The 15137-nt window shown below is 33.7% G+C and carries 13 protein-coding genes and 1 tRNA gene; 4 read left to right on the top strand and 10 right to left on the bottom strand.

The window, feature by feature from the left end; genetic code table 11:
• Positions 1–265 precede the first annotated feature (265 nt).
• The gene (locus MKL35_RS05965) at positions 266–1129 is read left to right on the top strand and encodes a hypothetical protein (RefSeq protein ID WP_004887549.1); all 864 of its coding nucleotides are present in this window, start codon (positions 266–268) and stop codon (positions 1127–1129) included.
• Positions 1130–1316: 187 nt separating this feature from the next.
• On the opposite strand, the gene MKL35_RS05970 is transcribed toward MKL35_RS05965, so the two are convergent.
• A tRNA-Ile gene (locus tag MKL35_RS05970) sits at positions 1317–1393 on the bottom strand.
• A gap of 160 nt (positions 1394–1553) precedes the next feature.
• Here MKL35_RS05970 and MKL35_RS05975 point away from each other — a divergent pair.
• On the top strand, positions 1554–2786 hold the full coding sequence (locus MKL35_RS05975) for an integrase family protein (protein ID WP_106479499.1): 1233 nt from the start codon (positions 1554–1556) through the stop codon (positions 2784–2786).
• A 590-nt stretch (positions 2787–3376) separates the two neighbouring features.
• Here the strand turns inward: MKL35_RS05975 and MKL35_RS05980 are convergent.
• Entirely contained in the window at positions 3377–4276 is a 900-nt protein-coding gene (locus MKL35_RS05980) for a LysR family transcriptional regulator (RefSeq protein ID WP_209796252.1), read from the bottom strand.
• Positions 4277–4365: 89 nt separating this feature from the next.
• Between MKL35_RS05980 and MKL35_RS05985 the strand changes: the two genes are divergently transcribed.
• Positions 4366–4803, top strand: a complete 438-nt coding sequence (locus MKL35_RS05985; RefSeq protein WP_032011287.1) for a PACE efflux transporter — start codon at positions 4366–4368, stop codon at positions 4801–4803.
• Positions 4804–4863: 60 nt separating this feature from the next.
• On the opposite strand, the gene MKL35_RS05990 is transcribed toward MKL35_RS05985, so the two are convergent.
• The 3 genes from MKL35_RS05990 to MKL35_RS06000 form a co-directional block, all read right to left on the bottom strand.
• Positions 4864–6279: a purine-cytosine permease family protein gene (locus MKL35_RS05990; RefSeq protein ID WP_032011286.1), complete on the bottom strand. Its 1416-nt coding sequence runs from the start codon at positions 6277–6279 to the stop codon at positions 4864–4866.
• A 250-nt stretch (positions 6280–6529) separates the two neighbouring features.
• Positions 6530–6994 carry a hypothetical protein gene (locus MKL35_RS05995; RefSeq protein ID WP_002049801.1) on the bottom strand — a complete coding sequence of 155 codons (465 nt, stop codon included), beginning with the start codon at positions 6992–6994 and terminating at the stop codon, positions 6530–6532.
• A 114-nt stretch (positions 6995–7108) separates the two neighbouring features.
• Positions 7109–8041, bottom strand: a complete 933-nt coding sequence (locus MKL35_RS06000) for a DMT family transporter (protein WP_032011284.1) — start codon at positions 8039–8041, stop codon at positions 7109–7111.
• A 94-nt stretch (positions 8042–8135) separates the two neighbouring features.
• Between MKL35_RS06000 and MKL35_RS06005 the strand changes: the two genes are divergently transcribed.
• The gene (locus tag MKL35_RS06005) at positions 8136–8987 is read left to right on the top strand and encodes a LysR family transcriptional regulator (RefSeq protein WP_032011282.1); all 852 of its coding nucleotides are present in this window, start codon (positions 8136–8138) and stop codon (positions 8985–8987) included.
• Between the two features lie 58 nt (positions 8988–9045).
• Here MKL35_RS06005 and MKL35_RS06010 read toward each other — a convergent pair whose 3' ends face one another.
• From MKL35_RS06010 to MKL35_RS06030, 5 genes are all read right to left on the bottom strand, one after another.
• Positions 9046–9225, bottom strand: coding sequence for a hypothetical protein (locus MKL35_RS06010; protein WP_002049890.1), 180 nt, complete (start codon positions 9223–9225; stop codon positions 9046–9048).
• A 606-nt stretch (positions 9226–9831) separates the two neighbouring features.
• A complete protein-coding gene (locus tag MKL35_RS06015) occupies positions 9832–10851 on the bottom strand; it encodes a fimbrial protein (protein ID WP_032011280.1) in 1020 nt (339 codons plus the stop codon).
• Positions 10848–13385: a fimbria/pilus outer membrane usher protein gene (locus MKL35_RS06020; RefSeq protein ID WP_032011279.1), complete on the bottom strand. Its 2538-nt coding sequence runs from the start codon at positions 13383–13385 to the stop codon at positions 10848–10850. Before MKL35_RS06020 ends, MKL35_RS06015 begins: the two co-directional genes overlap by 4 nt.
• A 55-nt stretch (positions 13386–13440) precedes the next feature.
• Entirely contained in the window at positions 13441–14181 is a 741-nt protein-coding gene (locus MKL35_RS06025; RefSeq protein WP_004709188.1) for a fimbrial biogenesis chaperone, read from the bottom strand.
• 70 nt (positions 14182–14251) lie between these two features.
• Positions 14252–14788: a fimbrial protein gene (locus MKL35_RS06030; RefSeq protein WP_032011277.1), complete on the bottom strand. Its 537-nt coding sequence runs from the start codon at positions 14786–14788 to the stop codon at positions 14252–14254.
• Positions 14789–15137: the final 349 nt, after the last annotated feature.

Consider the following 15137-nt stretch of genomic DNA (forward strand, 5'->3'; position numbering starts at 1 on the left):
TAGTTAAAACTAATTATTACTTTACATAGATTTTAAATTTTTAATCAATTTGATCATAATCAAAAACATAATTTGATTCAAGTTAATATTATAAAAATAATAGGCATTATTTTTAACTTTTTTTAAATATTCTATTTGATTTCGTATGATTTTAATTCTAATATGGATTTTTGATAAAAGGAGTTTTATTTTTGGTATAACTCTTTGTTTTTAAAATAAAATATGGAAAACCAAAAAACTTTAATAAGTTTAACGAGAGTGGATTATGCCTAAAAAATTTGAGAACTTTAATAATCCTAGGAAAAAGGCACTCGCAGGGATGAAGCAAAGCATTTCAGCTGAACTTTGGGATAAAAATCTTAACTTTTTAACTCAATTAAGAGCGAAGATTGCGCAGCATCCAGTATCTCATCATCCTGCAATTGAAACTTTAAATAACGGAGAAATTAATAAAGAAAATTTAAAGCGTATTCATTTAGAGTATCGTCATGCAATCGTACAAACATTTACAGATGCTTTATTAATGGCTCAGTATCAAACTAAGCAGTTAGAGCCGAGATTGCATGCCGGTGCAAAGATGTTCCCGCGTTTTCTTTTAAGCCTGAATATATTTGATGAGTTTGGATTCCGTCCTGGAGCCGATCGAGATGGTTACTATCAGGGAAACCCTGAATATGCCCATTATCCATTATTCGAAGATGTGCTTAATGATTTTGGCGTAACAGAGGAAGAACGCCGAAGTTATAAACCGACCAGCATTGCACATCAAGTGAGAGAGTTTTTAGAAAACTCTTATAACGACTATAAAGCTGTTTCAGCTTTATTGGCAGTAGCTGAAGAAGAAGTTATTTTATATAGTCCACCTTTACGTAGAGCAACAAGTGCTGTTGGTATAGAGGTTGAGGGTGGTGGATATTACCATGTTCATGGCGTCTCTGAAGACAAAACTGCTGAGGCAGCAGATGATGACCATGAAGAAGACCTTTGGTTTATTTTGATGCAAGCTTGTACAGAAGAAGACTATATTCGTTTAGAAAACTTATGTCTCGAATACTGTGATTTATGGAAAAAGTTTTGGGATGTTCAAATGGAAAACTCGAAATCAATGCCTCAACAAAATTTAGCCTAAAAATAGATCAAATAATTAAGTTAATAATTAATAATAATCAAAATATTAAAAGGAACGTTTAAAAATATGGAAATAGGAAAAGATTTTTTTAAGTTTAATCGAACAATTTTTGAATAATGTAGTGATATTCGACTGTATGTCTAAAATTAAAGAACCCCAAAAACTTATAGTTTTTGGGGTTTGTATTTGGTGGGCCCACACAGACTTGAACTGTGGACCAACGGATTATGAGTCCGCTGCTCTAACCAACTGAGCTATAGGCCCTATAAATAAGAAAAGCTTTTAATCTCAAGGCTTTTCAGTGCCTGCAATACTAATCAATTTTTTTATTAAACACAAGTATTTTTCAAAAGTAGGTGTGCAGTAGACCTGAAAAATATTTTGCTATATTGTTAATTATCACAAGCGCTAGGGATTCTAGCTTATGAGCACTTCACGAGTAAAGCTAACTAAGTCATTTATCGATCAACTTAAACTCATTCCAGCAATTTATAGAGACAGTGAGATTATTGGTTTTGCTATTCGTGTAAATAATTCATATAAAACCTATATTGTAGAAAAGAAAGTAAAAGGTAGAGCAATACGTTGTAAATTAGGAGATTACGAAAAAATTACTCTTGAAGAAGCTCGTATACTTGCTCAGCAGAAGTTAAAAGATTTAACTGAAAACAATTATTTAATTAGCGAAAATAATAAAATATTAAAAAATAATTTAGATAAGAAAATTAACCAGCCTAGTCTCGATGAAGCTTTTCAAGCATATATCAATCAACACAAACTAAAAGACAGAACACTAGTTGATTATAGAGATGTCATAGAAAAATACTTAATGGATTGGAGGGAGCTTAAACTTACTGATATTACTGAACAGATGGTTGAAGATAAGTATATTCAATTATCTAAAATTAGTTATGCCAAAGCGAACTTATCTATGCGAGTACTTCGAGCTATTTATCGTTTTTCGGTTAAGTATTATCAAGACAGAAGTAAAGAGCTCATCATATCTGCGATGAACCCAGTTAATTTTTTAAATTCAAAACAACGTTGGCGAGCAGTTTCAAGTCGAAGTAACTACATTCATAGAGAAAATTTAGAAAAATGGGTACACGCAATTATTGAATATGAAGGTCGGGGCCAAGAAAATGAAACAAATAAGGACTTTTTATTAACACTTGTTTTAACAGGACTTTTTAGAAATGAGTGTGAAAGCTTACGTTGGGAAGATCTAGACTTAGATGAAGGAAGTCTTTCTTTTATAAATACTTATAATAATGAGTGCTATAAACTTTATATGGGTGATTTTCTTTGGCATCTAATGAAAAACCGTAAAATGAAAATTAATGAAGAATGGGTGTTCCCATCTGTGAAGTCTAAAACTGGCCATATTGTTAATATTTCAAAATTCCGAAAAAAAATAGAAGGGCAGTGTAATATCTCTTTTACTTTTCAAGATTTACGGAGAACATTTAAATTTTTTGAAGATAATTTAAGTGATAAACCACTATTTATTAGAAAGGCAGACGAGAAAGAGAAAATATTAGAATCTAACAATGTGGTTCACTTTCAAGATATGCGTAATAGAATGAATAGACTAGAACAAGTTATTCTGGGTTCATATAGAGATAAATTTATTAAATCTATTACTATCAATCTATAAGAATTTTGAAGTTCGCAAATTAAAAAATAAGACTACGACCGGTTCTAAAATTAGTATAACTTTACAGTAAGTTTTATCAGTAAAACACAGAATGAATATTCTTTCACACTTCCTGCAACTATTTGTAATTGATGAATTTTATACTTGACTAAAACACTTGGAATTTATACAGTAGTGGAGTATTTTTGATAATTATTATTATTGCTTAGTCCTGAAATACAGTAAGAAGCCTATTCGCTATGAATAGGCTTTTTGCTTTGTTTTTAAAGGATAACTAAGACCTAAATCTCTTAAAAAATTAATCTAATAGAATCAAATAAATAGTTTTTTTGTGTTTTTTAATAAATTGAAAAAGATTGACACGTAAATTTTCATTATGAACAAAACTGATTTAAATAGTAGTCAAAGTGAAACACACCTAAATGCTAAGTTTAATTTTCACTAAACGAGGCATAGGAGTGTCATCATGTTAAAAGCAATGTTTTTCTTCAGCGCAGGTGCAATGTTTGGCTATTGTTATAAGCATAAAAATGATAAAGCTGAAGCTGATAAATCTAAATAAGCACTAAAAACCGCCTATAGGGCGGTTTTTAATAAACAGCATGAGATAAATTTGCTTGAATCATTTGAACAAGTTCTCTTGCTGCTTTTGATAATGGTTTATCTTGGAGCCAGATGAGATAGATAGATAGAGGTAAATGATTTTTTGTATTTTTAAAATCTAGTTGAACTAAATGTCCTTGTTCAATTTTTTCTTTTACCAAAGATAAAGGAAAATTCCCCCATCCTAAACCAGCCTCAACCATATTAATCGCGGTCTGTAAACTATTGGTTTTCCAGTACATTGCTCCAACAATTGAACGTGAATCCTGTATGTTTAATTCACTACTTGCAACTACAATTTGTCGAACATTAATTAATTCTTCAATAGAGATTAACTTATCATTTTGTTTTAAAAGTGGGTGATGAACAGAAATTGTAGCAACTAGAGTTTCATTCATCACTAATTGTAAGCTTTCACGCATTTTTATATTGAGATCAGAACCTGCCAGACAAAGGTTAATATTTTCTGTATAGAGCAAATTTAGAATATCGTCTTGGGGGGCTGTAATAATCTCTACATTAAGTAAGGGAAATTTATCAGCCAGTTTTTTTATCGCTTTAAAAAGTAAATTGGTATTTGCATCTAAAACAACACCAATTTTTAATTTACTTTCAAGTCCTAGCGAAAGCTCATAGGCATGGGTACTTAATAACCTAAGCTGCTCAGCAATAATACGTGCTTGGGGCTCTAATGCTAAAGCCGCTGAAGTAGGAATGACTTTACGGTGAGTACGTTCAAACAAAAGGTAACCAAGTTCTGCCTCAATATTGGCAACAGCCATGCTCACGGCGGAGGGTACTCGATTTAACTTACGTGCCGCTGCCGAGAAAGATCCAGTATCAAGTACACTTAAGAAAAGCTCTATATTTTCGCTATTAAAATTCATTTTGATATCAGTGAAACTGAAAGCTGTTAACTTTATATGTGATTTTAACTGAAACTAAAATAAAAAGAAGTAAGAGAAGATGATTGGTTATGCAAGGTTTAAAGCGTCGTATTGTTTATGTGTCCTCATATGAAATTATTGGAATGGTGATTTCATCAGTAGGTTTAGCTCTTTTGGCTGGAGATAGTGTAGAGCACACGGGACCGCTCTCAGTCATGATTACGACAATTGCGGTAACATGGAATTTTATTTACAACATTCTTTACGAAAAATGGGAAGCACAACAAGAGAATAAGTCACGCACTGTTAAACGTAGAATCGCGCATGCGATCGGTTTTCAAATCACTTTAGTGATGTTCTTAATTCCGCTGATTGCATGGTGGATGGATATTTCTCTTGTTGCGGCATTTTGGTTAGATGTTGCCTTTATTATTATCATTCCAATTTATACATTTATATTTAACTGGACATTCGATAAATTATTCGGATTACCTGCTTCTGCACAGGTAAATACTGTTCAAGAATAGAAGAAAATTTTAAAGAGATATCAAAGTATTGTTGAGTTAACTTTGATATCTCTTGCAAAACTATTTGATTTGTTCAAGCTCAAGATTTTTTGAAATCTTTGTTTGAGCTCTTTTTGCCAGCACATAATATAAAAGTGCAGTCGATAACAATCCAACTAACCAGGATAAATCAATTCCACCTAACATTTCGGCAATTTGGCCTTTGTAAAATTTGCTATCGATAAAGGGCAGTTGAAGTAATATGCCAATAAAATAACAAGCTATACCAATGGGGTTCCAGCGCCCATATCTACCATTTGGGTTATATAGTGCGTCTACATCACATTCTTCTTTAGAAATAAAATAATAATCAACTAAATTAATTGCACTCCAAGGAATGAAAAATGTCAGAAGAAATAAAATAAAAGCTTTGAATGCACTTAAGAAGGTGTGTTCACCTACAACTGCAATAAATGTCGAGATCAGAACCATTGCAAGAACAATAACAAGTCGGGTCAGTTTTGAAATCTGTCCAGTTGGTTTAAAGCTATTCCAAATGGTCGCTATACACATAAAACTGCCATAAGCATTGAGTGTGGATAAAGTGACCTTTCCAAATGCAATACTAAAATATAAGAAAGTAATCACAAGAGCGATTGGATTCATACCTACAACATACTGAACTTCATTACCGACAAAACCACCATTTGATACTTGAGCAATCAATACACCAAGTGTCATAGAAATTTGTGAGCCGACTAAAGACCCAAGGCCAACTGCCCAAAACACCCGATTTGAAGAGGTCTTTGTAGGTAAATAACGAGAATAATCTGCTACATAAGGTCCGAATGAAATTTGCCAAGAAGCAGAAAGAGAAACTGCCAATAAAAAAGATGGCCAGCTAAAATGGCGTACAGCAAGCAATTCTGAAATATTCGAGAGAGCTAAAATTTGAGTAAGGATAATAATAAAAGCTATTAAACCTATGACACTTGCGACTTTTCCTACCCAGTGAATTAAGCGATAGCCAATAGTTGCAAATAAAATAATAAAACAAGCATAGATTAAAATACCTGTTGTATTACTGACTTGTGCAAGGTGTGCAATTGCTTTACCAGCGAGTACTTCACCAGTTGCGGTAAAGCCAATATACATGAGGCAAACCAGAATAATGGGAATACATGCACCATACACTCCAAATTGAACCCGACTGGAAATCATTTGGGGAAGGCCAAGTTTGGGTCCCTGAGCTGCATGCAAGGCCATGACAGCAGCACCAAAGCATTGTCCAATAAATAAGCCAATGATTGACCAAAATACATCACCACCTAATACGACAGCTAATGCACCCGTGACAATAGCTGTAATCTGTAAATTGGCACCAAACCAAAGTGTAAATTGGGCGAATATACTGCCATGCCTTTCATTTTCAGGAATAAAGTCAATACTTCGGTTTTCAACAAACCCACTTTTCGATGTTCCAGTTGATGAGTCCATAACACTCTCCTTATCCTTTAAGAGCTTTTCTTTTATTAGAATCCATTTTGTACAAACAAATATAAACATGTATATACAAGTTATTTCAAAAAGAAGCAATGGTTTCGGTAAATCATTGCTTTAATTTTTTGTACTCATAAATTTAGATGTAGTGAGAACAGTAGACTGGTGAGGTGAGTGTTTTTATAAAGATGAGAAAGTGAGCGGTAAATAAAATCTATAAAAAAAGCCCTCTAATGAGGGCAGATAATTAGACTTCAGCATCAAGAATGGCTTGAAAAAATACGGGTAACTCCGAAAATTGAACTAATTGGGTTTTATCATCGTGCTTATAGTAGTACTGATAATGCGGTGTTTGAAATGCACTATCTAGATATTGCGTCGCATCGGAAAATTGAGCTTTGGCAACTGGTTTATCTTTCTTAAATTTAACGATAATTGGGTTCACAGAGTTTAATTTAACGGGCACACCATTTTCAAATTTGGCTGTTTCAATCAATAAAGAAATTTTAAAATCACCAAATATGACACAAAATTGACCTCCTTTTTCTGTTTTAATTTCTCGATCGTGAAACAGTTCTTTAAATAAGTCTTTTAATGCTTCTCGGTGCTTGTCTAAAGCTAACTGAAAATCATGATCTTTCTGTTCTAATTTCTCTTGCTCTTCTTTGAGCAATTGGGCCTGTTTTTCGATTGTTGTAAAATCCAAATTCATCTTAATTTCTCCTTGTTGTGTTTTTAAAACTATATATGGCAGCCATTTGTTAAGTTTTAAAGAAACATACATTGTTTGTTACAACGCAATAATTAAGATGAATTTGTGTGATCACTATTTAGTACAAGGCTTGGTTATAAGTGCAGGACGGCGTTTAATTTGAATAAAGCCGCTACTACTTAGCACGCCTAGCATAACTAAAGCAGTACCTATAATTTGCCAGATATTAAGTGTTTGACCAGCTAACATTGCAACTAACATACTAAAAACTGGAACAAAGTTAAAAAAGATTGATGCTCTACCTGCGCCTAGTTTTTGAATGCCGTTAAACCAAAATAAATAAGCAATCATAGTAGAGCAAATAATGACGTATCCCATAGCTAAGTGTGCAGTAATAGGCGCCATAACAACTGCTTTAAATGGGTGCTCGAAAATTAGACTTAGTATGATTAGAGTCAAAGCACCGAACAGCATAGAGAACGTTGTAGTTTCTAGAGGCGTAGCATTTTTTACATACCGGCGTGATAACACATTGGCTAAACAAAAACTGATACCACCAAGTAAGATATAAAAGTCACCAATTGCTATTTTTAAATGAAGTAACGTGGAAATATGCCCATGGCTAATAACGAAAAGCACACCACTTAAACCAAATACAACTCCGATAAATTTAGGAAGTGTTAATTTTTCTCCATCAAGTAAAATTGCTAGCAGTAGAGTGATCAATGGTGTGGTTGCCATGATTAAGGCACCATTGACTGCCGATGTTGTTTGCAAGCCATAGAAACAACCTATATTAAAACCAGCAATCCCTATAATTCCAATAATAAGATAGATAAATAAATTCTGCTGAAAAGTAGCCCAACGTAATTTTCCCATGGCCGCAAAAATAATAAATAGAGCAAGGCTTGCAAGCGTAAAACGCTCAGCTGCTGCCGAAAGAGGAGGCATCGATTGGATAATATAAGACATCGCATTAAATGCTGAGCCCCAAAAAAGCATCGTTATTACAACACCTGTGTAAGCATAAACCACCATTTTATTCATGATAGGGCTCCGAAAAAGAATGTCTCTATTCTGAGTAATCACTTAAAGGTGTACAATTCCATATTAATTCATCTCTAATGTGAAAATTTGCACAATGATAGATTGGGAAAATTTACATTATTTTTCAGTTTTTTCTGAAGAAAAATCACTTTCAGCTGCGGCAAGAAAGTTAAGGGTTGACCATGCCACTGTTGCAAGAAGAATTGCTCAGTTAGAACAGAGCTTAAAATTAAAATTAGTTGATCGTAGACCTCGCACTTACGTTTTAACATCTGAAGGCGAGCAGCTTGCCCAAGTAGTGGCACGTATGATGGAAGAGACGTTTTCTATTGAGAGGCTTGCTCTGGCTGGACAGCAGGAGGTTACGGGGACTGTTTCTATTAGTATGCCTCCGTTAACCGCCGCTCATCTAATCATGCCTCATCTCGGAAAGTTTTATCATCATTATCCACAACTAAAACTACGAGTACTTGGAGATGTTCATTATGTATCTTTGCAGCATAGAGAGGCTGACATTGCTGTAAGGTTTGGGCGCCCTAAAGATGAATATTTAGTTGCTCGTAAAGTCGGAGAAATCCCTTTTGGAATATATGCTACTCCAAGTTATTTGGCTTCAACGAATCAAGAAAATTATGAGTGGATTAGTGTGGAGGTCGGTGGTGTACATGGACAGAAACAACAAAAATTAAAAGAGAAATTGAATAATAAAGCCGCACTAATGGTTACTAATCATCCTGAGTTGCAATGGAGAGCTGCATGCGGCGGAGTAGGTTTAGCCGTACTACCTGACTTTTTAGGCCAACAAGGCAATTTGATAAAATTACCAGATAATGACCCGATGAGCGCTGAAATTTGGTTGGTCATTCATGAAGATCTAAGGAGTAGTCCTGTGGTAAGAGTGGTGATGGATTTTCTTTTAAATTGTTTTGAACCATTTAGAGTTTAATTTTAAATTTTGTTTAACTCTGTTTTTTTCTTATCTACCTATTAAATTAAAGAGATTTTTATTCATCGGGAAAAATCCCTGCATCTTCACGCGCTTGCTTTAAGGCTAGAAAAAAACACAACAGAAAAAGTATCCCAATAAAAAATAAGAAAAAATCTAAATGACTAATACCTAAACCAACTCCGAAAGCCCCTAAACTTAATAATAAAATACAAAAGATTTTCCAAAAAATAAGCATGCTGTTTTGTAATAAAAACTGGGATTTAGGCTGTAATTGAAGAATATTTCCCGATTTGTTTATGTTTTTTTTCTTATAGGTTATGTAAAGCTTTATAGTTCAGAGAATTACATAATTTGAAGTTAGGGGCTTTAACTCAAACATTCTACCTAAACGACTTTTTAATTTTACTGCACATTAATCTATATAAAATTCATATTTTCTTAATTAATCGAATGATAATTCTTTAGAAAGTCTGTAGAATAGGGATTCTAAATTTTATTTTTAATTAATTTTTGTTTAAAATTAACTGGTTAAATAGTTTTATCAAACTTTTGTTAAAAAAAAGACTTGATATTTAAGCTAAATTTTGAAATTATAGTCATGCAAATTGTGATCTATTTCCCACAATTTGTATTTCAGGTTAAGTGGTTATCACTAATGCTCATTGGCTTTATTCGCTTATGAGCATTTTTTTAATTTATTTATTAGTAAAATTTAAAAAATAATTTATATCAAAAAATGATTCTTTTAGTATTAGTTAAAAATTAGTCAAATAACTTTATTCTTCAACTTATCTAACTACCTCTTCTTAAGATTCAGTAGTCAGAAAGAATGAAATTGCCTCTAATCATATTGAATCGTGACGGTGGCATTAGCTTTGACTTCTCCCGCCGTTACATTGGCAGCAGTTTGGTAGTAACGTGCAGTTAATGGCACATCATATTGAACTGTTTGGTTGGAGCCTATAGTACCAATACCTAGTTTATTTCCTTTTTGAATCGTACTATTTGCACCATTCATATTCCATAGAAGTTCTACACCAACACCGTTCGCTTTAGTTGATTCAGCAGCACTATTACTAATAACCTGACTGTTTGCAGCATCGGAATTGTAGTCAAAGCTTAAACTCAATGTGTTACTTGTAGGTATACCGGAGTTATTCTCGCCACCATTAAAAAGAATGGATAGGTTAAAGTTTTTCTCACCTTGAGTTGTTCCGATAGCTCGAAAGCCTGATTTTGTCACAGTCGGAAGTTCAACAACCGTATCTACGCCATTTTGAATTTCACAAGATGATGATGCAATGAGAATAGGTGAACTACCTAATACTGTAGTCGTTAAGAAGGGGCGATTTTGTTGACCTGTTACATAGTAAGTACTATAACGGCCAGCCACTAATGCACCAGAACCAGTAGTGGCAGCAGTTTTAATCACTTCCAAAACAATATAGCCTGGCGAAAGTGTATATGCTGTATGAGGCGTCAATGTAAGCTTATAAGGGTAATAACCAGAAGAGTTCGAAGAGTCCGTTGCCTCACGGTAAATTCGAATGCCTATACCCGGTATATTTGTGGCGTAAACATTATTGCCTATTGGACTAATTGGATAATTTAGAGGTAGAGCCGCTATAATTTGGTCACCAGGGCGGTTACACGTTGCAGTAGAATTATTGGGTGAAATGGTAAAAGTATTCTTTTGTAAAACTGTGCCTACTGGATCATTTGGACGAACCACAATGGTGCCAATCGTTATTGGAATATCAACAGTAGTAAAACCTTTACTTAAAGTACAGTTTGCATTTGCTTGGTTGTAAATAAAGAAATTAGTGATTAATAAACCACTCTGAATAAGTATTTTTTTCATTTGCAGATTGCCTCTGTCATAATAATTGATTGTTTTTCCTGTGAGATTTTTGATTGAATGTCATATTCAAGTTGACATTCTTCGGTATTACTTTCTCCCCACTTCACATAAAGATGATCATGAGACAGGGGCGTACGTAAATAAATACGACTACCTTGGGCTACCATTCCAACTACTTCGTTATTCTGGTTAAACACTTGTGCAGCAAATGGTAGGTAACCACCATTAGCAGTTTGAGTACTAATAAAAAGTGCATAGCCCGTTTTTGTGGAGAAATTGACTCTGGTTATTGATCCTGCATAAGGTGCAATACGGTGACTTGTTTCTGAAAGTTCAACATTTGATGGCATCCCTTGAGGGTCAAGGCTAATGTCATTTAAGCGATATGGCGTAACATAAGGGATTACAGCATAACCATGTTTATTAATGTTTAGTCCAGATGTATTGCCGACTCGGGCACCTGTGGCTTCGGGGGCATAGACCAATACCATGGTTTGCACTTGATCTGGTCCAAATAAAAGCCCTTGAGAATGAGCAACCACACTTCCATTTAAATTGATCATTTCCTGCTGATATGCATCGGATTGGCTAAATGACGCACCTATAGTTGTGTAATTACTACGATAGGTACCATTAATATTTACACTGCTTTGTCCTTGATCTAGGTATGAAACGGACGTGCCATAATCAAAGCGGTTTCCGATATAACCACTCATCCCTACAGTTTTGCTGTCTTCAGAAATAGAGCTATTAAAATTAATTGTGTTTTTCTTAAATTTGAGTGGAAAAGACAAAGACAATAAATACTGCGTTTCGTGACTAGTCCGTTGATTTTCCAGATCAAGCTCATGAGTAATTGCAGAAATGCTGTAAGTCAAATCTTTAAATTGATTACTATAACCAAATTGAAATTGTTGATTGCGATTAGGCTGATTCCAGTAATTAATCCATGAACCCACTAAATAAAAATTGCCCCATTGATTTGGAAGACTTTGATTTAATGTGATCTGAAATTCACTTTTTTGTTTTCCCACAAAAAAACTATCAATATTTCGTTGTTGTAAATCTTGAATTAAAATTGAATCTCTTAATTTCAAATAATTTTCGGTCGAGTATCGGTAGGTTGCTAAAGTTAAATTTGTATTCGTTGGCGTAAATAGTCGATTATAACTTAAACGGTAACTTTGCCCTTTTAGTGTTGGTTTTTGATCAAAATTAGCTTTCGATTGAGTTGCATCAACTGCAATTGCACCAATTGGAGTTGCAAATGCGCTACCTATCAGAAAAGACTGGTAGTGTTCGGTTGCCTGAAACCCAGTATAACTTGTTAAATAGTTATTAATGCCTCGTTGATATTTACCTTGTACTAGCCATGGATTTAAATTGATATTAGCATCTCTAAATTGTCCTAGAGTAAAAGAATAACGACTCATCTTTGGGCGAAGCATCTCTACTACAGAAGCATAGGGAATAGAGAACTTTTGAATCTCTCCATTCGTCTCGTATATAGAAACTTGTAGTTCACCACCAAAACCTGTCGGATAAAGATCATTAATTTCAAAACTTCCAGGAGTAACAGTAGTTTGATAAATTAAATTTCCCTGTTGGCGCACTTCAACTTTTGCATTAGTCTTTGCATAACCCCGAATTTGTGGCGCATATCCAAGCATGCTGTTAGGCAGCATGCGATCATCACTTGCTACGTTAATTCCGCGATAAGGTAAGGCATCAAAAAAATTACTATTGGTAAAGTAATCACCTAAAGTAACGACACTATTAAACTTAGGAAATGCTTTTTGGGCATATGTATTGTTTGATGTATAGGAAGAAGTCTTTTTGGGAATTTCGTTATGATCTTGCCATTTCCACTGCCCACTATGGCGTAATTGCCAGTCATAGAGATTTATCCCGACGTTTGTACCCATAAAAGCATGATTTATTTCATGGTCATTACTTACAATACGATATGCAGAAGCATTGTATGCAAAAAAAGCAGCGTTTATACCCCGATCCCATAAACGTGGGTCAACGTATCCTTGAGCATTTTTTTGCAAAGCAACCTGAGGGATCGAAATATCAAGTCTCAGACGGGAGGTATCAAATTGATAAAAAGCATCATTAACCCATTTTTCTAGATCATTACAGGTAGGTAAATTATTGGCTTCCCGATGAAGAATTTCTGTTTTAACGCCATATTCTAAAAGCATATCTGCTGTAAAACAGGTTTTTGCATTTTCATTCGAATTTGTAGTTTTAAAAAGAAACTTTCGTTTACCTAGCCATTGGCCATTAATATATACATCCAGACTATATTCACCAGGTAAAATAGGGTTGCCGTATTTAAATCGACCAATGTCAATTTTCTGTGCGTTTCCTACTAAAAAGTTAGTATCAAAGTCAGCTTTTAGTATATTTTGCCCACTCATATTGTCTGATGCATATACAGTTAATGGCACATTAATCGCTATGCTTAATGCTAGATAATAACTAGTGCGCTTTTTAAAGCATGTACTGGGTATGAACCATTCTGACATAGTCTTTGTGCCTATTCATAAATAGGTGTTTAAATTTCAAAAAAGGTAAATAAGCTTAGAACTTTATTGTTTGTTCAATTCGCCCGCCGTAATCATTTATATAAACAAAGCTCATATTCGTTATATTGCTATTTTTAAGTTTTATCTGGTCTTCTGAAAAAGGAGAAAGCATTAAACCTTGTTTTAATAAATCTATTTTTTGATGATTTACTTCTTGAAAAATTGAGCTCATTGTAATGTAGAAGGGAGTAGGATTCTTAATAAGCAATGTTTCCCCATTTTTTACCCACTGAATTTTTTCACTAAATGTATCAATATTTTCTTTTAAATTTGCTGGCCGATAAAAGAATTTAATTCGTGATCGAATTGCTAATTGAAGAAAATTATTAGGTAGTGGTTCATTATTTACTTGTTTTTTCCCTTCTGGTTTTGGTGGAATATCTAATACGTTAAGCCAGAAAATACTTTCTTTATTTTGATTTAATTGAGAAGCACTTGGTAGTGCAGTAATTCGTAAGGTTTGGCCTTTAGTGGGTTCGACTCTTGAAATAGGAGGTGTAATAATAAAGGGTACATTCGACTCATCGGGAGTCGATTTTGAATTTCCATCATCAATCCAAGCTTGAACAAGTGAGGGTGTTGTACCATTGTTGCTTAGTTGTAAGCTGACTTCTCGAGCATCCGATGGATATATTACGCGTGTACCATGCAGTATTATTTCAGCATGTCCTATACTAGCAAGTACTGCTTGAAGACAAGCCATTCCCCAAAAAAATTTACGACCACGAAAAAGCATGAGTCATATTCTCAATAATAAATAATAGATGAAATAGAGCTTCTATTTAATAATAGAAGCTGGCTTTAAATTATTGATAAATAATCGTGTATTTTACTTGCGAAGTTACAGTGCCCGCAGTAGATACACCAGTCGCATAATATTCAGCATAATAATTAAGATCCGCATTACCACCAGCAGAAACATTTACCCATTGAGAGTTATCTTGTGCACCGGAAGCCTCTTTAGCAAGTACAGGAATTACTGCGTTATTGCTTCCTAATAGTTGAATATTGACATTAGCAGCTGCACCAGAAGTGGCTTGGTTTAATAAACGTCCAGTATTAAAATCAACCGTTGCTCCTGGTTCAAAATAAGTCGCAACTTTTCCAGCAGAAGCACAATTTGTTAGATTAATTTGAAAAGGTGTACGACCAGCAACATCCCCTACATTTTTTAAAGATTGAGATGATACTGTTGGTAAATTCACTGTAAGGTTTTTATCACCTGTATCAATCGTACAAGTATTATCAGTTACTAGGCCATTAATAGTAATCGTACCATCAGCTGCTTGTGCTGTTGTAATATTAAAAAGTGAAGCTGCCGCTATAAAAATAAATTTTTTCATGAATTCCCCGAAGTATCCTATAAATATAGATTAATTACTTTTCAGTGCTTTTATTCTGATCAAGTAACGCGGTGGAAATATAGCACCTTTAAATTAAAAAACAAGAATTACATTATATTTTTATGTATTTTGTTTGGTTGTTTTTTAATGAATAATTGATTTGTAATTTTAATTTATACCACATGGTAAAATATAATAAATTTATTTTATTTAAAATAAATTGATAATAAGTTTAATTTAAGTTATTGAATTTAATTGAGTTAAGTTTTTCTTTATGAAATATGTATATATTGTTTGATTAACTTATTGTTTTTATTAATAAATTTATTTTGTGTATCTTATATAAACA

Source organism: Acinetobacter sp. AOR41_HL, assembly GCF_027854645.1.
Classification (GTDB): Bacteria; Pseudomonadota; Gammaproteobacteria; order Pseudomonadales; family Moraxellaceae; genus Acinetobacter; species Acinetobacter nosocomialis.